Below are 21,379 nucleotides of genomic sequence, written 5' to 3'. Positions count from 1 at the left end.
GCAACCTGATGGCGTGTAACCGCTATCGCCATCGACGGATATTTGCCGCCTCCACCAGTGCACTGATCAAGCGCTGTTGGGGGCGGTTGAAGACAAGCCATTCAGGGTGCCACTGCACACCAATCAGAAATTCGTGCTCTTCTGACTCAATGCCCTGAACCAACCCGTCCCTGTCCCGGGCCACAATACGAATACCCCGGCCTGCTTTGTTGACAGCCTGGTGGTGCAAACTGTTCACCCGACACCATGTCACTCCCAGCAGCTGATAAAGCTGGCTGGCTCCCACAATATCCACTGTTTTGCGAGGCAATACGGTTCGCCGCCGTTTTAATCCTTCGTGGGTAGTGTAAATATCAGGGTTGAGGGTGCCGCCCAAATGAACGTTGATTAGTTGCGCCCCCCGGCAGATACCAAGCACAGGGGTGTTTTGCGGTATAAACCGGTTTAGCAAACTAAGCTCCAATTCGTCCCGTGCAGGGTCCAGACGCACGTTCAACTGTACTTCACCCCCATAAAGGTGGGCCTGGATATCGTCGCCACCGCCAATAATCAAGCCATCAAGATGGTCGGGTAGCGGCCGGGAAGGTGACAGCCGGAGTGGTTGGCCGCCATGCCGCCATACCGCAAACCAGTCGAACCACCAGGCAAGCTGGCTTTTGTGATCCGATGTGGTAATACCAATAAGCGGTCGAGACATGCTGACAAGTACTCGCTGTTGCAGTTTGTTATTTGCGACTGTGGCGGCCCAACAGGTGGAGCAGTTGCTCTTTTAAACGCACAAACCATGGTCGGCTGTGGTGCGCTATATATTCGTCGCAACGCGCCTCCAGTACCGTGGTATTTGCCGCCAGCTTTTCTACCTCCACCCAACGGTTCCACTCCACGACGGAGCCCCATCCTGGCTGGGAAAGTTGTGCATTGGGCAGCCGGTAGTGAAAGGTAGGACGGGGCTTGGTGAGCTGCGTATGCAACAACTCATGGGGGTGGTCGGGGCGTAGATAGGCAAAGAGGGGCAGCAGGTCCAACTCCCGGTTACGGGTGGGGTTGAAACGCAGGTAGTCTTCAATAAATGTATCCAGATCCGGTTGATAATGACGATCAAGCAGCTTTAGGGCATACTCCTTGGGAAATGGATTGGCATGGGGCAGTACTTCGCGTGTGATATCCACCTTGATTTCATCACGCAGCCAACTTGCCAGGAGCAGGTAGGCACGCACCATCGCCAACAGGTAGTCAACATCCAGCCGTTCTACCTCCAGGTTAAGATGCAAGCCAAAGCCATACAGCAGGCTGGCGTCAGTACCTTTGGCTCCCTTGTCGCGCAGCGCCTGAAATAAGGTATCCAACTGTTCCAGTTCATTCCAGGGGATCGGTGGGCAGACAATTTCGGTGGGTACTAATCCCGTTACCATATCCCCGATGAGCTGGCGGGTTTTTTGATGAAACTCAACCCGCCGACGATGCTGCTCCCGTGCCCACTCACTGTCTTTAGATTGAATCTCGTTCAACAGTTCCTGGTTGGGGTGTGCATACTGGGTATCCAGCTCAATGACAAATTCACCCCACTGGGTGCCCTCCACCAGTAGTCGGTGCGGGCTTACCACGTTAAGCTCACCACCAAATAAATCACGCACCAGTTCAGCGGTATCACGTGGCAGCAGGCCGGCAAATTCGATCTCTACGCCGACATGGCGTGTTTGGCCGTTGCTATTTACATGGTTGGGGGGAGCTTGCAGCGTCATCTCGACATCCTTGAGGTGAACGTTTGAGCATCCAGCCTATCATAGTCACGCGTCGAGGCTGAGCGCATTCAGTGAAGCAAACGTTGATATACCGGTGTGTTAAACCGGTTCATTACGGGGGAGAGCGTGCGACAGCACTGGATAATCAATAGTGTGATGGGCGTTATCATTACCATCATGTTGGGGGTAATGGCGCAAGCCCACGCACAGAGCGTATCACTGCCCAGCCTTGGTGGTAACGACGCCAGCGAAGAAGTGGACATTGGCAGTGATAGCTTTCAAAGCTCGCTCAACGATGTCATTTCCTTGTTAGAGAATGAAGAGCGGCGCACAGAGCTGCTCGGTTCTTTGCGTGAATTACAGGTGGCTGCAGATGCGACTGACGAAGGGGGCATCGTGCGTCAGGGGTTGTTGGGGGCGCTTGCTGACACGCTGAGTGATCTTGGTGAACAAGCTCAGGCAGGTGACTCTCCCATGGATGAGTGGTCGCGCCAGTTCGTTCAGGGGGCCGCCGATTTACGTGCACTAAACGAAGGCGTGGATCCAGGAGAGGCGTTTCGGGCAGTGGTGGATGGGGCGGTGCTGGCCGTTATCTGGAGCGTCCTGTTAGTGGCCATGATTGCTCTGGGGCGTTTGCTGGCGAGGCGCCGTGACTGGCCGCTTGACCTGCCCAAAGACCCTAAAGGCTGGCTTCTGGTACTGCATTTTTTACGCCGAATGTTGCCATGGACACTCGCATTTGCCACTACCCTCGGCATTGGCCAGCTATTACCTTACAGCTCTGGTCGCACTGTGGTGTTAGTGATTGCTTATATCTGCCTGTGTGGGCGTGCGCTCTCAGTCGTCTTCGAAACGGTCATTGCATTTTTCAGCAGTGGCCACCGTTTTACAGCCGTTCAGTTTTTACAGCAGCACGCTTTGCGTGGGCTATTCGTGATTGGCGCCCTGGTCGCATTGGGGGACGCGGTAAACTCTACCCGCTTAATAGAGCTATTGGGTTCTGAGCTTGCCAGCCTCGTGTCCGTGCTCGCTAATATGTTAGCCGCGCTGCTGTCGGTGAGATTTATCTTCAAATTCAAACGGCCTATACGCCATCTGATTTGTAATCGACCTTATAGGCAACGCCGTGATGCCAGTACTGCCGTTGAAATGATTCGCACGCTGGGGGGGCTATGGCATATTCCTGCATTGTTGATGGTCGGCGGTTCGCTCCTGGCAATCTTTGTCACTGTAGGGGATGTAGGCACTGCGTTGGCACGGTCGATCATTTCTGCAAGCCTGCTGGTACTTACCCTGGTGGTAACGGGGTTATTGCGGCGCCAGTCAGAACGTATGGGCAAGCGTCGCCATCGCCACCGCTATAGCCAGTACCGCAAGCGTTTAGAGCGGTTTGGGGTTGTCCTGGCCCATATCTGCACCTGGATGGTATTTGCCGAGCTCTCTATGCAGGTGTGGGGTGGGTCGTTCTTTGGGCTGGGGCAGCCGGCGGTGGCAAGTGCGCGTATTGGTCAGGCTTTACTCAGTCTGGGCGCCACGGTTCTACTGGCGTGGCTGGTATGGATATTTGCCGACACCGCTATCCAACGGGCTCTCACTTCTTCAGCACGCTCCAGGGGGCGGCGGGTTAATCAGGCACGGGCGCAAACCATTACCCCCATGATCCGCAATGTGATTTTTATCACCATTTTAATCATTGCGGTCATATCGGGGCTGGCTAATCTGGGAGTGAATGTGACACCGTTGTTGGCGGGTGCGGGTGTCATCGGTTTGGCCATTGGTTTTGGTGCCCAAACGCTGGTGCAGGACTTGATTACCGGCATCTTTATCCTGATTGAAGACTCTCTGGCCGTCGATGACTTCGTCACGATCAACACTTATATGGGGACAGTGGAAGGGCTGACACTACGCACCGTACGCCTGCGCGACCTGGATGGCGTGTTGCATATCATTACCTTCAGCCGTATCGACTCCATCCACAATATGTCGCGGCAGTTTGGGATTGCACTGATGCGGATTCGTATCCCCTACGATATGAAAATCGATGATGCCATTACCTTAATGCAAGAGACCGCCCAAGAGCTGCGTAAAGACCCAGTGATGCGTCACCATATCTGGTCTCCGTTGGAAGTACAGGGTGTTCAGGGTTTTGAAGATGGTTGCCCTATTTTACGTATGCGCTTCCGTACCGCACCGGAAATGCAGTGGGACGTCTCCCGGGCGTTTAACCTGTTGCTGAAACAGCGTATGGAAGCCCAGGAGATTGATCTTGGTGTGCCGCGGCTTAGTATTAGTATGGAGGCGCGTTCGGATGCGCGCGCCGGGGAAGAGGCGGGTACGGATTTATCCATCGATAACGGAGCCAGCCAGGAGCTGGAGGAGGCGCGTAAGAAGCCTGCTCCACCCAAACCTGCCCCACGGCCCACAAAGGCCGAAACGCGGGCGGATGAGCTGCAGCGCGCTGGGGAGTTAACCCAGGGCAAGCCCCAGGGCCAGGGCGAACCCCATGGCGAGGCCTATGGCCGCTCCGCTGGCGAACACGGTGATGAGTAACCAGGGGCCACGCCAGCGCCTCCAGCGGTTGTAAAGCGAAACGGCGTGGCTTACGCGGTCTACCAGCTCATCATGGCGTGAGATCGCATTGTCTGGTGGCAGGGAGAAGTCGTTGGCGACATCGCCCTGCCAGTGAGCGCCATGGGTCAGGCCCAGGCGTGCCCTTAACCGGCCAATGTCGCTTACGGTGTCATGGAGCGTATCATAGGCTTCACGACGCTCAGCAATCTCCAGCACTGCTTCGGCATCCTGGCGTAGGGCGCTGTTGGGGCAGCGTGCTACAGCGCTTCTGATTTCCTGGTGATTCGCGCTGGGCGAAAGAGTGAGTCGTTGATACAAATCGCGCATAACGTGATGGGTGCTCGCTAGCCATAACAGCAACAATATAACAGCGGTGCTCGTTAAATATGAATCAGTAAGTCTGCATCAGGTAATCGTAGGCGTTTTTGATACGTTGGAACCGGGCTGATGCCAGTGCCACCTGATGCTCACTTTCAGTATAAAAGCGGTCTGGATGGTGTAGTTGTGCCATGCGGCGATAGGCGCGGCGTACATCGGTCCGGCTCGCACCTGGGGTTAATCCTAATACCGCCAGAGCACGGGTCGTACGATCAGGTGGAGGAGGGCTGCTGGCTCGCTGGCGGTATTGTCGGCGTGCGTCTTCATGACGGGCCTGCTCTTGCTGCCAGCGCTTTTGCCTTGCCCGCTCGTGCTGCCGGGCCTGCTCCTGGCGGGCCCTGGCTTGCTCTGCCTCAGCTTTGGCATTACGGGCCTCTTCCTGCTGGCGCTGCTTTTCCTGCTGCCTTTTTTGCTTTTCCTGCTGTTTATCCGCCTTGGCCCGCTGACGCTGTTCCGCCCTGGCTTGAGCGTCTTTGGTGCGCTGCTCAGCTGCCTGTGCTTCCCGAGCCTTACGTGCGTGATACTCTGGGTCATGCCGTTGCCAGTAGGCATCCCGGCTAGGGTCTTCTGGTGACTGTAGGGGCTTACCCGTCAGCTCTTGAAACAGCGTGCTTAGCGTATTGGGCACGACGTTTAACAAATCTGCCAGGAAGCGCAGAATGTAATGATTCGCCAGGGAAATTTCCCCATCATCTGTGGCAACGGTAATGGCCTGGTGAATAACACTCAGGCTCCGCTCTTTAGAACACTCTTTGCGTACTACCTCAGCAGCAAGCTGAATGGCCTGTAGATCCTGGCTGTGGGCAATACTCATTACTGGCCCCAATTCATGCCCATGGCGAAATTGCGCAGTTACCTGCGCCAGCCGGCGCCGCCGTTGGCCTTCAGACACGTGTTGGCGATGCACCAGCACCCAGGCTAATAGCAGCAGTGTTGCCGTATCCACTTGGCTGCGGCTTTTTAGTAGTAGCAGCTCGAAGGGTGAAAAACGGGCAATGGACATTCCCTGGCTCCAAGGCGAAAAGGTGAACCGTAGCTGAGTTAAAGTGTGCCACCATGGTTATTTTTAGCCATGGTATATCATCGCGTTAAGCAATGAAGTAGGAGATTGGTTAAGTGATCAACGTTGAGCGTAAAAACAGCTTTCAGCTGCGCCTCTCGCGACGACTAAAGGAAGAAACCTCGCATACGCTTGATGTTTACCTGTTTGTGCCTGGAGAGCTGGGGCTTAGTACTCATGTGATCTCTGAAGAGGCATTTTATCACGGCTCCATGCATGTCTCGCGCACCTATTACAGTGATGAGTATCACTTACCCTTGGTGCACAGCCGTCTGGCAAGTCGCAACCAACTGGGGAGTGACTCGTATCGTCTAAGCCTAAGCCTATACGCCTACCAATACGTTATCGCCCTGGAGCGTACGACCCAGGCAATGTTAGCCCGCGCCCGTAAGCTGCGTCACGCGCGTAGCGATGAGCGCGGGGAGAAGAACGATTTCCAGGAGGGAGAAAAAGCACTGTATGAACAACTACATGAGATGAGCGATTTAAGTGATGGCATCCTAAAGCGCTTGAGGCGTAACCCTCCTGGCGATGAGCGAATGTACAAGTACTTTGCCAATATAGATAACTACCTGTCCTGGTTTACCGAGCAACAGTTATTGTCGTTGGTGGCGCATATGCCCCGTGGCGGTGAGTTCAGTGACATAAAGCGGCGCTTTATCACGATCTGCCATCGGGAAGAGGAGTACCGGCGGGAGCAGGAGTACAATGCCCAGCGGGTGATGGAAGACCCAACGAGGATGTCGAATAAGATGCGCTTGCTGCGCAGATTAATCGAGTACCCCATCACGTTGAAACAGAGCGCCATAGAGCTGGGCAGTGGTGAGCAAAAAGCAGTTAAAGCCCTGGCGACTGCGGTAGTAATGGCCTTTGTATCACTTGGCGTACTCTATTTGCGTGATGTGATTGGAGGAATTACCGCGCTGTTTGTGCTTGCGATGGCGCTGCTCTATGCCATGCGGGAAGTCTTCAAAGATGATTTGCGCAATACACTGTGGCGATGGCTACGTCGCGGGCGGCCAAAATGGCGAAGGCAATATATCGACCCTACCCGCAATAAGCTTGTTGGACGACAACTGGAGTGGTTTGACTATAAGCGTTACGCAGCACTGGATGATGATATTCGGCAGATGCGCCGCCGCACGGTAGCTCAACGGGAAGAAGTGGTGGTGCATTATCGTTCCAGTTCCCGCATGTCCCCCACGCGATTTTTAAGCGGCTATGAGCATACCCGGGAGACACTGCATATCGATCTGTCCATGCTAACGCGCTTAATGAGCAAGGAAAAGCATAGTATTTACCGCCTGAAAGATGGTCAGGCAGTGCGTGAAAATGTTGAACGGCGGCACTTGTTAAATCTGGTTATCCGCGAAACCGGCAGTGAAGATGCGTCTTATCTTGCCCGTTGGAAAGTGGTCGTCAGCCGCTCGGGTATCGTGGATGTGGAGAAAGTGGCTGAGAGCACCCCGGAGACGGGGAGCTGATTGACTGAGCTATATCATGAAAGCGTTCATCGATAGCGAACCAACATAGCTAATTTCCCCGGAGCGAACTAGTCTCAAAGAACTGACAGGTCAATCTACATCTGTGACCCAGTTGCGAGGGGATGTACCATGCAAGCTATCGATATTATGACCCCAAAAGTGGTGAGTGTGGGGCCCGACACTGAAGTTCGTGAAATTGCCCAGCTGCTACTGAATCACCGGATTAGCGCGGTACCTGTGGTAGATGACGAGTCAAAAGTGTTGGGCATCGTCAGCGAAGGCGACCTGATGCGTCGGGTAAAAGATGACAATGACCATGAACGGTCATGGTGGTTATCACTATTTACCAGCGGTAATAATGCTGGCGACTATGTAAAGTCTCATGGTCGTAAAGCCCGTGAAGTCATGACCCCCGACCCACTGACGGTGGATGAAAATACGCCGCTGCATAGCATTGCGCGGTTATTGGAAAAGCACCATATCAAGCGTGTACCTGTCGTGCGGGAGGGGAAGCTGGTGGGTATTGTCAGCCGAGCTAACCTGTTACAAGGCATTGCCAATGCCGAGGTTGCACCGACGCAATCGCCAATGGACGACCGGAAGGTGCGGGATGCCATCCTAAAAGAGGTGGAGCAGCATGCCGGTGTGCATACTGAAAGCATCAGTGTGATTGTCGATGGTGGCGTTGTGGAAGTGTGGGGGCTGGTGGATTCACTTGAACAAAAGCAGGCGGTAACAGTCGCAGCCGAGAACGTGCCTGGGGTTACCAGGGTTGAGAATCATCTTGGCATGATACCCCGTGGGGTAGGTTATCTATAACGCTGAAACCGCCAGTGTTATTGCCTTTAGCCCGCTATGATATATGGCGGGCTTTTTGTACCCAGTAAGAACCTGCCCAGGCGTATATCGCGACCTGGGTCCTTGTGTGACTGGAAGCGCGCTAAATAGCGTTAGCGTGGAGGTAGGTTTTCTGGCCCAAAGGCGTCGGGCAGCAATGTTGCCATGGTGTAGGTTTTCAGCACCTCGCCCTGGTGGGAAAGCACCAGGATTTGCGTCTCCGGCGTGGCGAATTCTCGAATGCGCTGGCGGCAGTCACCGCAGGGCGTGCACAGGTGCTCGCCGGGCCCCATTACGTACACCTTGGCAAGCTCTCGCTGCCCGGCAGTCACCATGGTGGAAATCGCCGAGGCTTCCGCGCATAGACCCTTATAGTGCGCCACTTCCACATTGCAGCCAGCATACTGCTGGCCGTCCGGGCACTCCATTACTGCCGCCACAGGGTGATTAGAGTAAGGCGCGTAGGCGTTGCCCAGGGTGGTTAACAGCGTGTCAACCAGTGCCTGATCCGCTTGGCTCATGGCATTATCCTCTCTGTTGGCTCTGAGTGCTTGGCGGTTAAGCCTTGGCTGCGTCATCACGCAGCACGGTGTTGAGTGCAATCACCATCATATCGTTGAAGGTGGTTTGACGGTCGGCGCTGGAGAGTGAGTCACCCTTCAGGATATGGTCCGAGACAGTGCAGATAGTCAGCGCGCGGGCGCCAAATTCCGCTGCCACACCGTAGAGGCCAGCCGCTTCCATTTCCACGCCGACGATGCCGTAACGCTTCATTAACTCGGCCATGTCGGTTTGCGGGTTGTAGAACAGGTCCGCAGAGAAGATATTGCCTACTTTTACCGGCACGTTTTGTGCCTTGGCAGCAGCGACAGCGTGGCTGGTGAGTTCGAAGTCGGCAATCGCTGCAAAGTCGTGGTCGTTGAAGCGCATGCGGTTCACTTTGGAGTCGGTGCAGGCACCCATGCCAATCACCACATCGCGGACGTTGACATCGTCGCGTACTGCGCCGCAGGAGCCGACGCGAATAATCGATTTTACGCCGAAGTCGGTAATCAGTTCTTTGGCATAGATAGAGACAGACGGTATGCCCATACCATGGCCCATGACCGAGATTTCCCGGCCTTGATAGCTGCCGGTGTAGCCGAACATGCTGCGCACATCGTTTACCTGACGAACGTTTTCCAGGTAGGTGTCAGCGATGTACTTGGCGCGCAGCGGGTCGCCGGGCATCAGAACGGTATCAGCGAAATCGCCCATCTCGGCGTTAATATGCGGGGTAGCCATCAATTGCTCCTATATTCGGGTCTTACTTAATAGTGATCGGTGTTTAAGCCACTTTAGGTAAAAAGCTCTTGCCATCTTCCATGGCGTCCACGGCGAAGAAATCCGCCAGCGTTTGGCCTATGTCGGCAAAGGTGCCCCGCCCGCCCAGCGGGCCGGGGGTGAAGCCTGCTCCGCGTACCATGATCGGCACATACTCGCGGGTGTGCTCGGTCCCTTCCCAGCTTGGGTCGCAACCATGGTCGGCGGTGAGCAGTAGCAGGTCGTCGTCATTCAGTGCGTCAAGCAGCTCCGGCAGGCGGGCATCGAAGTGCTCCAACGCTGCGGCATAGCCCGGTACATCCCGGCGGTGGCCGTAGACCGAATCAAAATCAACGAAGTTGGTCATGATCATGGTCGGGCGGTCGCTGGTTTCCCTGGCGGTGCGTGCTATTTCAGCCAGGGTGGCTTCCATTAGCGCATCATGGCCGCTGGCTTTGACCTTGTGGGTAATACCGCAGTGGGCATAGATATCGGCAATCTTACCAATCGACACCACTTCACCACCGGCATCGGCCAATTTTTGCAGCACGGTAGGGCTGGGTGGCTCAATGCTGTAGTCGCGGCGGTTGCCGGTACGGGCAAAGCTGGCACTGTCATTGCCGATAAACGGGCGGGCGATCACGCGGCCAATATTGTAGGGTTCCAGTAGCCCGCGCACGGTTTCGCACAGTGCATAGAGGCGTTCCAGACCAAAGTGCTCCTCGTGGGCGGCGATCTGGAACACGGAATCCGCCGAGGTGTACACAATCGGCTTGCCGCTCTGCACATGCTCTTCACCCAGGTGGGCAATGATCTCGGTACCGGAGGCGTGGCAGTTGCCGATAACGCCTGGAAGTTTCGCTTCCTGAATAATCTTTTCCAGCAGCTCCGTAGGGAAGCTGTCGGTTTTATCGTTAAAGTAACCCCAGTCAAAACGAACCGGTACGCCGGCGATTTCCCAGTGGCCGGAAGGGGTGTCCTTGCCGCTGGAGACCTCTTTGGCATGGGCGTAAGCACCCGATAACTGCGCGGGCAGGCTAACGCCTTCCGCCACGCTGCCGGTAGCGTCACGGTGGGCGTGGAACAGTCCCAGGGCGGCCATGTTAGGCAGTGTTAAGGGGCCAGAACGTTTAGCGGTATCGGCATCGCCACGGACGCATGCAGCGGCGATATGGCCCAGAGTGTCGGCACCCTGGTCGCCAAAGGTATCGGCATCCGGCGCACTACCGATGCCAAAGGAATCGAGTACCAAAACGATTGCGCGGCGCATCAGGCTTCTCCTCGAAAGGTTTCTTGCAGCAGCGTGTCAGCATCAGCCGTTTCTGCACCCAGGGTGATGGCGGCGCGCAACTGGGCAGCGGCACGGGCGGCGGCCTCTTCACTGCGGGCGTGAACGATGGCCAGGGGGCGTTGGCTATCCACGTGGTCGCCAATCGCAACGATATCGCTAAAGCCTACGCTGTGGTCAATGCTGGCATCGTTGCGTAGGCGGCCACCACCCAGTTCAACGACGCTCATGCCCACGGCGCGGGTATCAAAGCGCTGAACGATACCGCTCTGTTCAGGGTAAACCGCTTGAATCACCGGGGCGGTGGCAAGATAGTTGTTGGAACGTTCCATAAAGTCGGCGGGGCCGCCCAGTTCACGGACCATACGGGCAAACACTTCCGCTGCCGCTCCGGAGGTAAGTGCTTTTTCCAACTGGGCGAGTGCGTCTTCACGGTTAGCCGCCAGCTTGCCGGCAATCAGCATTTCAACGGCCAGTTCGCGGGTGACCTGCATAACACGGCTGTTGGAACGCTCGCCGCGCAGCAGGGTCAGGGTTTCAACGATTTCCACCGCGTTACCGGCGCAGGGGGCCAGCGGCTGGCTCATGTCGGTGAGCAGGGCGGTGGTCGGCGTGCCCGCTTGAGTCGCCACGTTGGCGATGCTTTTGGCCAACTCGCGGGATTTTTCCGGGGTGGGCATAAAGGCACCGCTGCCGACTTTTACGTCCATCACCAGGGCGTCCAGGCCGGAGGCGAGTTTTTTGCCCAGAATAGACGCAGTGATCAGCGGGATAGATTCCACGGTAGCGGTGACATCACGTACGCCGTAGATACGCTTATCTGCCGGTGCCAGGTTGCCGGTTTGGCCGATAATCGCCACACCGGTGCTCTTTACTACCTCGCTAAAGCGCTCAGGGGCGGGGTAGGGGGCGTAACCGGGGATCGACTCCAGCTTGTCCAGCGTACCGCCGGTGTGGCCCAGGCCACGGCCAGAAATCATCGGTACGAAGGCGCCGCAAGCGGCCACCCACGGGCCAAGCACCAGAGACACCAGGTCGCCTACGCCACCAGTGGAGTGCTTATCCACAATCGGGCCGTGCAGGTTCAGTGCATCCCACCGCATCACATGGCCGGAGTCACGGGTTGCGGTCGTCAGCGCAACGACCTCTTCACGGCTCATTCCGTTCAAGAACACCGCCATGGTGAAAGCACCAATTTGGGCGTCGCTGATGCGGTCGTCGGCAATGCCTTGTACGAAGGCTTTAATCTCTTCGGCGGGCAATGGCTGGCCGTCGCGCTTTAAACGGATGAGTTCTTGCGGAAGCAGCGCATGGTGAGAAGCATTGGTTGACATTAGTAGCCTCCCTCAGTGGTTGAAGACTGGGCGGCTTGCGGGATGCCGCTCAAGGTATTTAATAAGCTGCCGAGCAGGCTGGAAGCGCCAAACCGGAAGTGCCTGGGGGTGACCCATTGGGAACCCATAATATCAGCAGCAAGTGCCAGGTACTCGGCGGCCTCTTCTGCGGTGCGTACGCCACCTGCGGCTTTAAAGCCAACGTCTTTTTTACCGCTTGCCTTGATGGCTTTGAGCATGATCCTGGTGGCTTCCAGCGTGGCATTAACCGGTACTTTACCGGTAGAGGTTTTAATAAAGTCGGCGCCGCCTTCAATGGCCAGTTCGCTGGCGCGCTGGATAAGCGCAGGCTCTTTGAGTTCGCCGGATTCAATAATGACCTTTAACAGCGCCTGCCCGCCGCAGGCGGCTTTGCACATTTCAACCAGTTCCAGGCCAGTGGCTTCATCGCCCGCCATCAGCGCACGGTAGGGGAAGACCACATCGACTTCATCCGCACCGGAAGCCACGGCTTCACGGGTTTCACGGGCAGCCTCCATAATGTCGTTGCCGCCATGGGGGAAGTTAGTCACGGTGGCAATTTTGACCTGCCCGTTTAGTTTGTGGGCGGTTAAGGCTCGTGTAGCGGTGACAATAAATTGCGGGTAAACGCATACTGCTGCTGGGTTGCCGAAAGGTGTTTTCACCTGTTGGCACAGCGCTTCAATCACGCTATCGGTGTCGCTTTCATTCAGGCTGGTCAAGTCCATTAGCGTTAAGGCCTGACGGGCGGCTTGGATAATATGGGCTTGAGTGTGCTGGGGAGAGGCAGTCGCGGTCATGAAGTTCTCGCAAATCAATAAAAGACAAAACGGGCACTGCATAGAATAGCAGCGCCCGTTACCAGGTGAGGTGTCCGCTGCGTTAAGTTGTAATGTTACCCAGTGCGATAAAGAAGCCAGCAATCGACGCTGACATCAGGTTAGAGAGCGTACCAGCCAATACGGCTTTCACACCAAAGCGGGCAATCTCTTTGCGGCGAGTGGGTGCAATGCTACCCAAACCGCCGAGCAGAATCGCAATGGATGACAGGTTGGCAAAGCCACACAGAGCAAACGAGAGAACAGCCATTGTGTGGGGTGTCATTAATTGACCTGTGGCAGCTACCACCTGTTCCCCGGCAATGTAGGGGGCCAGATTGATATACGCCACAAACTCATTAACCACCAGTTTTTGGCCAATGAACGAACCCGCCAGCGTTGCTTCCTCCCATGGTACACCCAGCAGGAAGGCAAGCGGCGCAAACAACCAACCAAGAATCAGCTCCAGGCTGAGTGCTTCAAAGCCAAACCAGCCACCAACGCTGCCTAAAATTCCGTTCACCAGTGCAATCAAGGCGATAAATGCCAGCAGCATGGCACCTACATTGGCTGCCAGCATCAGGCCGGAGGTGGCGCCTGATGCCGCTGCATCCAGTACGTTGGCAGGTTTGTCATCCTGTTCTTTAAGTTCTTCATCCACCTTGGAAACGCTGTCGCTATCTTCTGAATCCTGGGTTTCCGGCATAATCAGCTTGGCAAACAACAGGCCACCCGGGGCTGCCATGAACGACGCGGCCACCAGGTATTCCATGGGGATGCCCAGGGCGGCATAACCTGCCAGTACCGAGCCCGCCACCGACGCAAGACCGCCACACATCACCGCGAACAGTTGAGATGGTGTCATACGGGCAATAAACGGGCGAACCACTAACGGTGCTTCGGTTTGGCCGACGAAGATATTCGCTGTTGCAGAGAGTGACTCAGTGCGTGAAGTGCCAAGTGCCTTTTGCAGCGCCCCACCCAGAATGCGAATAACCCACTGCATAATGCCGAGGTAGTACAGTACGGCGATCAGCGATGAGAAGAAGATGATGACCGGCAATACTTTAATGGCAAAAACGAACCCTACGTTATCCACATCGGCCAGGCCACCAAACAAAAAGCCAATACCGTCATTGGCATACACCAGTACCTGGCTGACACCAGCAGAGATGGCCTGCAGCACCGCCTGGCCAAAGGGCACGTAAAGTACAAAAGCACCGATACCTGCCTGAATGGCAAAAGCGCCCAGCACCGTGCGTAAGCGTATCGCTTTACGGTCGTAAGAGAAGATCAGGGCAATAGCGACCAGGGTGACCATGCCTATCAAGCTCATGATGAGGGTCATGTGAATACCTTCGGAGCGGGTGAAATGGAGCGATTACAGCAAGTTTAGCTTGACTGAGTAAATCATCGCATTTTGATAGGCATCCGGTGTGCCCAGCTTATTCTCAGAATAGCGGTACTGAATGCCTGTGGTAATCAGGTCTACCGGGTGCCACCACAGGCTCAGGGCACCATTGGTGCCAACGCTACCCGCCGTGCCGTTCACATAGTTTTGGGACAGGTATTCGCTATCGCGGCCGAACGTCTGTTCATGCCAGTTGGTGACGCTGAAATTCTGATCAAAAGCAGAGAAGTCGTAGCCTGCCACCCAGCCTGCCATATAACCATTCATGCCGGTATAGCCGTCGCTCTGAACGCGTGCCGCACCAATAAAGGGCTTAAACCACAGGCCGTTTGCGAAGGTGGTACGATAGCCCAAACCCAAAATCTGATCCTGCTCGCGACCATTAAAGCCATAGTCACGGAAGTCGTACACGTGGGCATAGAGAGAGAGTGGGCTGTCACCTAAATAAATATGCGAGGTGATTTTACCCGCTGTACGGAAATTATCTCTGCCATTGCTGGCTTCATCAAACTGGTCGTTAGTGGGGTTCTCGAAATCAAAGAAGCCGTAGAATTCACCCCAGCTGTAACCGACGCCGCCTTCAATTTCAACGAACATGAAGTCGCTTTTTGCCGCGTTATCAGCGGTGCGCGCTTCTGTGCCGCTGGACCAGTCCAGGTAGTTCAAGGATACGTTAGCGAAAGACCAAAGTGGGGTTGAAGGTGAATCATTTGCCATGGCAGGTGCCGCAGCGCTCGCCAATAAAACGCCAGCGCCAAGCGTGACGAAAGATAAAGAACGGGTAACGTTATGAGCAGTCATGAAAGCCTCAACAGGTTTATCACGGCGCCAATGGAGTGGCGTCCGGCGTTATGGGTCGTGTGGGCTGGCGATAATGTTAAAATTATAACATTAAGTGTTATTTTTTTAACGTTGATTTGCAAGCAGTGCCACATCAACGTTGTATTAATGTGATAAGCCTTTCATCACGCTCTGCTATGTTGTAACAGTGATGTATTGCAGTGGAAATAAGTAAGCCGCTGGCTCAGCATAAGCCTTGAATCGCTTATAAAAGCTGATAACAAATCAGAAGGAGACGCCTACCATGAATGACCGTAGTGCTCGACGCCTGGCAATGCTGCAGGAAGCGCTCGCCAGCGGTGGCACTCTGCACTTACGTGATGCCGCCGAGCTGTGCGGCGTGTCAGAGATGACGATCCGCAGGGATTTAACCACACAACCGTCTGCGATTAGCTTGCTGGGCGGGCGGCTGGTAATGGCGAATTATCCAGGGGTGACGCCGGTCTACGATCTTACTGAACAGCAGGCCAGTCATTACCATGTAAAACATCGTCTGTGCCAGCGGGCGGCGGGTTTTATTGAAGAGGGAGATACACTTTTTATTGACTGTGGCTCAACGCTTATCCCGTTGCTCAGTCAGTTAAGCCATTTCCGTGAATTAACGGTAGTCACCTACGCACTGAATGTGGCTAACTCGGTGGCCGGGCTACCCAATGTACGCCTGGTGCTGCTGGGAGGCTTGTTTTATGCCTCCTCACAATCGTTTGGCAGCGACAATATGGAGGCTGCTATTGAACGCCTGGGTATTAACAAGGCGCTGATATCTGCCGCAGGTGTCGATTATGAGAGGGGCGTCAGTTGCTTTCATTTCCATGAAGTAGCGCCCAAGCAAGCTGCGATCGCCACCGCAATGCAACGGTTTTTGGTGGTCGACGCCAGCAAATTTGGCGTAGTACGCCCTGCCTACTTTGCCACCTTGGCTGATTTTGATGTTGTTGTGACAGACGATGAACAGGCCCCCGCGCTTTTGGTGAGCGGTTCCACACCACTGCCAGATATTAGTCTTGCCTAGGGCCTGTTGACGTTTCATGGAGGCCGTGTGAAATGTCAATAGACCCTAGTTACCTACCCCCAGGGGTGTGGGGTGCGTCAATGCGTCTCTTTTTCCTTGACCTGGATCAATAGAAAATACTTTAGTCTTGGTTTATATGCGCGCCGCGCGTATTGGCTAAGCATCGCTACCAACCCCGTGCGGTAGCGCATATTTTTCCCGGAGCAACATGGTTTTCCTGGAAGCGAAGGTTTAACTCGGTATCCATTAAATCAGGGCAAATGTTTTGGGAAAGGTATGGGGTTATAGTTAGCAGGCTATTTAGTTTGCTATTTAAGGACAACTCTCTGACGAGATCACACCATGCGACAACATACCCTCTGGCGCAGACGAGGCACTCTTGTGCTCGTCTTGCTGTGCCTGTTGTTAACGGGCTGCAGTTCAGCATTGTTGGATCCCAAGGGGCAGGTTGGCATTGAGCAACGCTCGCTAATCCTCACCTCGTTTGGGTTGATGCTTATTGTCGTTATCCCCGTCATTGCGATGACGATACTGTTTGGCTGGCGTTATCGGCGCAGTAATAGCGTTGCAAAATACCTGCCTGACTGGGCGCACTCCAACTGGATTGAAGCGGCTGTATGGACCGTGCCGTGTTTGATTATTGCTGTGTTGGCGTTTCTTACCTGGCAAACGTCCCATAGCCTGGACCCTCACAAACCTCTCGAAAGTAACACTGCCACCATGGAAATCCAGGCGGTAGCGCTGGATTGGAAGTGGTTGTTTATCTATCCCGAACAGGGGATTGCCAGCGTTAATGAACTGGCCTTTCCGGTGGATACGCCGGTGCGCTTCCGGGTTAGCTCGGGTTCTGTCATGAACGCATTCTTTATTCCTCACCTGGGTAGCCAGATTTACGCCATGGCGGGGATGGATAACGACGTGCATTTAGTGGCGGACAAGGTAGGTACCTATCCAGGCCGTTCCACCAATTATAGCGGTGCTGGCTTCTCTGGGATGACATTCGAGGCCCATGTCACGACGCCTGCTGAGTTCGATGAGTGGGTGGCAGGCGTGCGTGCGTCGAGCGAAATTCTGACTTACCCCGAAGGCTATAGCGAGCTGGCCAAACCAAGCGAATACCATCCGGTGGAATATTTCTCCGCGGTATCGCCTGAGCTTTATGAATCCATTCTGTTGAGCTTCGGTGGGCATGGCGCTAGTGGTGATGTTGGACACGGCGAGCATGGCGGCCACCGCGAAGCGCCGGGGGATGCTCTCCATGAGAGCCATAGCGAAGTTAACGAGCTGGAAAGCGCAAGCAGTGCTCATCATCAGGCCGCAATCGGCCACGTTACCAATCAGCATGCCAGTGAGGATCGCGCGATGAGCGGCTATCCCACAAGCGTTGAGGCGGGGGGTTAAGCATGTTTGGAAAATTAACGTTAGACGCAATTCCTTATCATGAACCGATCATTATGGTCGTTGCTGCCTTTATGGCTATTGGCGGTATTGCGTTATTGGGAGCATTGACGTACTACCGTAAATGGGGCTGGCTGTGGCACGAGTGGTTTACCTCTGTTGACCACAAAAAGCTCGGCATTATGTATTTTGTTGTTGCTCTGGTGATGCTGCTGCGTGGCTTTGCCGATGCCATTATGATGCGTACCCAACTTGCCATGGCGGCCGGTGGGGCGGCGGGGTACTTACCCCCTGAGCATTACGATCAGATCTTTACCGCCCACGGTGTGATCATGATCTTCTTTGTCGCCATGCCGATGGTGATAGGCCTGATGAACCTGGTGGTGCCCCTGCAAATCGGCGCCCGCGATGTTGCTTTTCCCTTCCTGAACAACCTTAGTTTCTGGTTGTTCGCTGTCTCCGCTGTTTTGGTCAATATTTCTCTGGTGGTGGGGGAGTTCGCCAAAACCGGCTGGCTCGCTTATGCGCCGCTTTCAGGGATAGAGTTTAGTCCTGGCGTGGGAGTGGATTATTGGATATGGGCGCTGCAAATATCCGGGGTGGGAACGACACTGACGGGGATTAATTTCTTCGTCACGATTCTAAAAATGCGCACCAAAGGCATGACCATGTTCCGCATGCCGATATTCACCTGGACCTCGTTGTGCGCCAATGTGCTGATTATTGCCTCTTTCCCGATTTTGACCGCAACGGTTGCGTTGTTGACCCTTGACCGCTACTTCGGCATGCACTTCTTTACCAATGATTTTGGCGGCAACATGATGATGTACGTCAACCTCATTTGGGCCTGGGGCCACCCGGAGGTTTATATCCTGATCCTCCCGGCCTTTGGGGTGTTCTCGGAAGTGATTGCCACCTTTGCCCGAAAACGTCTGTTTGGCTACAACACCATGGTATGGGCAACCGTCGCGATTACGCTGCTATCGTTTATTGTCTGGCTGCACCACTTCTTCACCATGGGGGCCGGGGCTAACGTCAATGCCTTCTTCGGTATCATGACGATGATCATCGCCATTCCCACCGGGGTGAAGGTCTTCAACTGGCTATTCACTATTTTTCGCGGCAGCCTGGAACTTACCTCGCCAGTACTGTGGACGCTGGGCTTTATCATTACGTTTACCCTCGGCGGAATGACCGGCGTAATGCTCGCAGTGCCTGCGGCTAACTTTGTGCTGCATAACAGCCTGTTTGTTATTGCCCACTTCCACAACGTGATTATTGGTGGTGTGGTGTTTGGCATGATGGCGGGGCTGACCTACTGGTTCCCCAAAGCGTTTGGTTTCACGCTAAGCGAAAAATGGGGCAAGCGCTCGTTCTGGTGCTGGTTTATCGGTTTCTACGTCGCCTTTATGCCGCTTTATGTACTGAGCTTCTTTGGTGCGGTGCGCCGCATGCAGTCTTACGCCAATCCTGAATGGCAGCCCTGGATGATTCTCGCCTGGGTGGGGGCTGTCATCATCATGATGGGGATTGCCTGCACCATTATTCAGTTCTGGGTCAGCATCCGTGACCGTAAGCAAAATGCAGACATTACAGGTGATCCATGGCATGGCCGTACGCTGGAGTGGTCCACATCATCTCCTGCGCCGTTCTATAACTTTGCCCGCCTGCCTGAAGTCGGTGATATCGATAGTTTCTGGTCGCAAAAGCAGCGCAGCAAAGAGCAGCTTGAAGATGCCCCCTACACCGATATTCATATGCCCCGTAACACCGTTGCCGGGCCGATTATCAGTGTGTTTGCCCTGGTGCTTGGTTTTGCACTGGTCTGGCATATCTGGTGGCTCGCCGCAGTCGGTGCCCTTGGTGTGGTGGCAAGCTTCCTGGCCCGTGTCTTTAACGATGATATCGATTACTACGTTCCGGCTGCTGAAGTTGAGCGCATTGAGCGTGAGCACCAACAACGTCTGGAGGCGCAAGCGTAATGGCGACTGATACCCTACACCACGGCGCAGTGGCTGAGCCTCATGAACACCACGACGCCTCAGGCACGAAAGTCTTCGGCTTCTGGGTCTACCTGATGAGCGATCTGGTGATCTTCGGGGCACTGTTCGCCACTTACGCCGTGCTGATGAAAGGCACGGCGGCAGGTCCAACGGCTGCCGATATTTTTGAACTGCCCTTTGTGCTGGTCGAAACCTTTCTGCTGCTGTTGAGTAGTTTTACCTTTGGCATGGGCGTGTTAGCCATGAATGCTGAGCGTATAGGTCAGGTGAAAGCGTGGCTGGCTGTTACGTTTTTACTCGGTGCCGCGTTTGTCGGCATGGAGGTGTACGAGTTCCAGCACCTGATTCATCAAGGGAATGGTCCTGACCAAAGCGCGTTTTTGTCGTCATTCTTCACTCTGGTGGGTACCCACGGCGTGCACGTGACGGTCGGACTGGTGTGGATTCTGGTCATGCTTATCCAACTGACCACCAAAGGCTTAACCCCCATGACACGGCCCAGAATAGTGTGCTTAAGCCTGTTCTGGCACTTTCTGGATATCGTGTGGATCTGTGTGTTCTCGTTTGTCTACCTGATGGGAGTGCTGTGAGATGAGCTATTCTTCGTCTAATTCAACAACTTCCCATGGCAGTGTTAAATCCTATGTGACCGGACTTCTGCTATCTTTAGTGCTGACGGTTATTCCGTTTGCGGTAGTAATGAGCGGTGCGCTGAGCACCGCTGCTACGGTGGTAGTCATCGCTGCAACAGCCGTGCTCCAGATTCTGGTTCAGCTGGTCATGTTTATGCATATGAATGCCAAAGCCGACGAAGGTTGGAACTTGATGTCCTTCGTCTTCACACTGACGATACTCGTCCTGGTGATAGGAGGCTCGCTGTGGATCATGCAGCATCTGCATCTCAACATGATGATCGGCTAATAAAAATGACGCCCAGCCGTTGGCGTGACCTGCTGGCGTTAACCAAGCCAGGTATCATTGGTGGCAACCTGATTGCGACCCTTGGCGGCTACTTTTTAGCCGCCCAAGGGACGTTCGACTGGGTCACCTTTATGGCGGTAATGGTGGGAATCGCGCTGGTTATCGCCTCAGGCTGTGCATGTAACAATGTGATTGACCGTGATATTGATGCGCTGATGGCGCGTACGCGCCATCGTCCCTTGGCGAAGGGGCGTATCTCTATCACTCAGGCGTTGGGCGTTTCAGCGCTGCTTGGTGTGGTGGGCGTGGTGTGCCTGGCACTGGGTACCAATGGACTGACCGTGGCATTGGCTGTGGTGGGCTGGGGTGTGTATGTGGGGGTCTATAGCCTCTATATGAAGCGTCGCTCTGAATATGGCACCTTGGTAGGCAGCCTTTCTGGCGCAATGCCGCCAGTGGTTGGCTACTGTGCGGTCACTGGGCAGTTCGATAGCGGTGCTTTCATGCTGTTGGTGATTTTCTGCCTGTGGCAAATGCCTCACTCCTATGCCATCGCGATTTTCCGCTATGCGGATTATCGGCGTGCTTCGATTCCCGTGCTGCCAGTAGTGCACGGCATCAAGCGCGCCAAGCACCATATTCTGGGCTATATTGTGGCGTTTATCCCCGCTTCGCTGGCGCTGGTACTGGCTAGCCAGGCAGGCACAGGCTATTTATGTGTGGCCTTGGCGATGGGCGGCTATTGGCTGTATCTGGCGCTGTGTGGCTTTCGCCTGGATGACGATGTACGCTGGGCAAAAAAGGTGTTTGGCGTATCGATTCTAACCATCACGGCGATGAGTCTGGTTATGGTGCTGGAAGCGATGGTGCCGATGTGGGTGTGATGTATTAACCTGCTTTACTGAAAAAGGCCCCAGGCAATCAAGATGCTTGGGGCCTTTTGCATGAGTGAGAGCTGG

At 54.8% G+C, this 21,379-nt stretch carries 20 protein-coding genes; 9 read left to right on the top strand and 11 right to left on the bottom strand.

Annotated elements, in window-relative coordinates; all coding sequences use genetic code 11:
• Positions 1-22 precede the first annotated feature (22 nt).
• Both HP566_RS20205 and HP566_RS20200 read right to left on the bottom strand, forming a co-directional pair.
• Positions 23-697 (bottom strand): gamma-glutamyl-gamma-aminobutyrate hydrolase family protein, encoded by a 675-nt coding sequence (locus HP566_RS20205; RefSeq protein WP_249979095.1) that lies wholly within the window; start codon positions 695-697, stop codon positions 23-25.
• Positions 698-725: 28 nt separating this feature from the next.
• The gene (locus tag HP566_RS20200; protein WP_249979094.1) at positions 726-1,742 is read right to left on the bottom strand and encodes an amidoligase family protein; all 1,017 of its coding nucleotides are present in this window, start codon (positions 1,740-1,742) and stop codon (positions 726-728) included.
• 126 nt (positions 1,743-1,868) lie between these two features.
• Here HP566_RS20200 and HP566_RS20195 point away from each other — a divergent pair, with 126 nt between their 5' ends.
• Positions 1,869-4,292, top strand: coding sequence for a mechanosensitive ion channel family protein (locus HP566_RS20195; RefSeq protein WP_249979093.1), 2,424 nt, complete (start codon positions 1,869-1,871; stop codon positions 4,290-4,292).
• On the opposite strand, the gene HP566_RS20190 is transcribed toward HP566_RS20195, so the two are convergent.
• A complete protein-coding gene (locus HP566_RS20190; protein ID WP_249979092.1) occupies positions 4,209-4,640 on the bottom strand; it encodes a hypothetical protein in 432 nt (143 codons plus the stop codon). The genes HP566_RS20195 and HP566_RS20190 overlap by 84 nt on opposite strands.
• A gap of 64 nt (positions 4,641-4,704) precedes the next feature.
• The gene (locus HP566_RS20185; RefSeq protein WP_249979091.1) at positions 4,705-5,694 is read right to left on the bottom strand and encodes a J domain-containing protein; all 990 of its coding nucleotides are present in this window, start codon (positions 5,692-5,694) and stop codon (positions 4,705-4,707) included.
• A gap of 113 nt (positions 5,695-5,807) precedes the next feature.
• Between HP566_RS20185 and HP566_RS20180 the strand changes: the two genes are divergently transcribed.
• Both HP566_RS20180 and HP566_RS20175 read left to right on the top strand, forming a co-directional pair.
• Positions 5,808-7,235, top strand: a complete 1,428-nt coding sequence (locus tag HP566_RS20180; RefSeq protein ID WP_249979090.1) for a hypothetical protein — start codon at positions 5,808-5,810, stop codon at positions 7,233-7,235.
• Positions 7,236-7,364: 129 nt separating this feature from the next.
• Positions 7,365-8,054: a CBS domain-containing protein gene (locus HP566_RS20175; protein ID WP_249979089.1), complete on the top strand. Its 690-nt coding sequence runs from the start codon at positions 7,365-7,367 to the stop codon at positions 8,052-8,054.
• Between the two features lie 131 nt (positions 8,055-8,185).
• Here the strand turns inward: HP566_RS20175 and cdd are convergent, their stop codons facing one another.
• The 7 genes from cdd to HP566_RS20140 all read right to left on the bottom strand — a co-directional run bounded on the left by cdd (position 8,186) and on the right by HP566_RS20140 (position 15,047).
• The gene (gene cdd / locus HP566_RS20170; protein ID WP_249979088.1) at positions 8,186-8,593 is read right to left on the bottom strand and encodes a cytidine deaminase; all 408 of its coding nucleotides are present in this window, start codon (positions 8,591-8,593) and stop codon (positions 8,186-8,188) included.
• Positions 8,594-8,630: 37 nt separating this feature from the next.
• The gene (gene deoD, locus HP566_RS20165; protein ID WP_249979087.1) at positions 8,631-9,356 is read right to left on the bottom strand and encodes a purine-nucleoside phosphorylase; all 726 of its coding nucleotides are present in this window, start codon (positions 9,354-9,356) and stop codon (positions 8,631-8,633) included.
• Between the two features lie 43 nt (positions 9,357-9,399).
• Entirely contained in the window at positions 9,400-10,644 is a 1,245-nt protein-coding gene (locus tag HP566_RS20160; protein WP_249979086.1) for a phosphopentomutase, read from the bottom strand.
• Positions 10,644-11,996, bottom strand: coding sequence for a thymidine phosphorylase (deoA, locus tag HP566_RS20155; protein ID WP_249979085.1), 1,353 nt, complete (start codon positions 11,994-11,996; stop codon positions 10,644-10,646). Before deoA ends, HP566_RS20160 begins: the two co-directional genes overlap by 1 nt.
• Positions 11,996-12,817: a deoxyribose-phosphate aldolase gene (deoC, locus tag HP566_RS20150; protein WP_249979084.1), complete on the bottom strand. Its 822-nt coding sequence runs from the start codon at positions 12,815-12,817 to the stop codon at positions 11,996-11,998. The genes deoA and deoC overlap by 1 nt, the downstream gene beginning before the upstream one ends.
• Before the next feature lie 82 nt (positions 12,818-12,899).
• On the bottom strand, positions 12,900-14,183 hold the full coding sequence (locus HP566_RS20145) for a NupC/NupG family nucleoside CNT transporter (RefSeq protein ID WP_249979083.1): 1,284 nt from the start codon (positions 14,181-14,183) through the stop codon (positions 12,900-12,902).
• A 33-nt stretch (positions 14,184-14,216) separates the two neighbouring features.
• Entirely contained in the window at positions 14,217-15,047 is an 831-nt protein-coding gene (locus HP566_RS20140) for an outer membrane protein OmpK (protein WP_249979082.1), read from the bottom strand.
• 283 nt (positions 15,048-15,330) lie between these two features.
• Between HP566_RS20140 and HP566_RS20135 the strand changes: the two genes are divergently transcribed.
• The 6 genes from HP566_RS20135 to cyoE all read left to right on the top strand — a co-directional run bounded on the left by HP566_RS20135 (position 15,331) and on the right by cyoE (position 21,304).
• Entirely contained in the window at positions 15,331-16,098 is a 768-nt protein-coding gene (locus HP566_RS20135; RefSeq protein WP_249979081.1) for a DeoR/GlpR family DNA-binding transcription regulator, read from the top strand.
• A 342-nt stretch (positions 16,099-16,440) separates the two neighbouring features.
• A complete protein-coding gene (gene cyoA, locus HP566_RS20130) occupies positions 16,441-17,499 on the top strand; it encodes a ubiquinol oxidase subunit II (RefSeq protein WP_249979080.1) in 1,059 nt (352 codons plus the stop codon).
• A gap of 2 nt (positions 17,500-17,501) precedes the next feature.
• The gene (cyoB, locus tag HP566_RS20125) at positions 17,502-19,478 is read left to right on the top strand and encodes a cytochrome o ubiquinol oxidase subunit I (RefSeq protein ID WP_249979079.1); all 1,977 of its coding nucleotides are present in this window, start codon (positions 17,502-17,504) and stop codon (positions 19,476-19,478) included.
• Entirely contained in the window at positions 19,478-20,089 is a 612-nt protein-coding gene (gene cyoC, locus HP566_RS20120) for a cytochrome o ubiquinol oxidase subunit III (protein WP_249979078.1), read from the top strand. The genes cyoB and cyoC overlap by 1 nt, the downstream gene beginning before the upstream one ends.
• Before the next feature lies 1 nt (position 20,090).
• Entirely contained in the window at positions 20,091-20,420 is a 330-nt protein-coding gene (cyoD, locus tag HP566_RS20115) for a cytochrome o ubiquinol oxidase subunit IV (RefSeq protein ID WP_249979077.1), read from the top strand.
• Positions 20,378-21,304 carry a heme o synthase gene (gene cyoE, locus HP566_RS20110; RefSeq protein ID WP_249979076.1) on the top strand — a complete coding sequence of 309 codons (927 nt, stop codon included), beginning with the start codon at positions 20,378-20,380 and terminating at the stop codon, positions 21,302-21,304. Before cyoD ends, cyoE begins: the two co-directional genes overlap by 43 nt.
• Positions 21,305-21,379 lie beyond the last annotated feature (75 nt).

Source organism: Vreelandella olivaria (genome assembly GCF_023507745.1).
Classification (GTDB): domain Bacteria; phylum Pseudomonadota; class Gammaproteobacteria; order Pseudomonadales; family Halomonadaceae; genus Vreelandella; species Vreelandella olivaria_A.
This window is presented reverse-complemented; position numbering and strand designations above follow the sequence as displayed.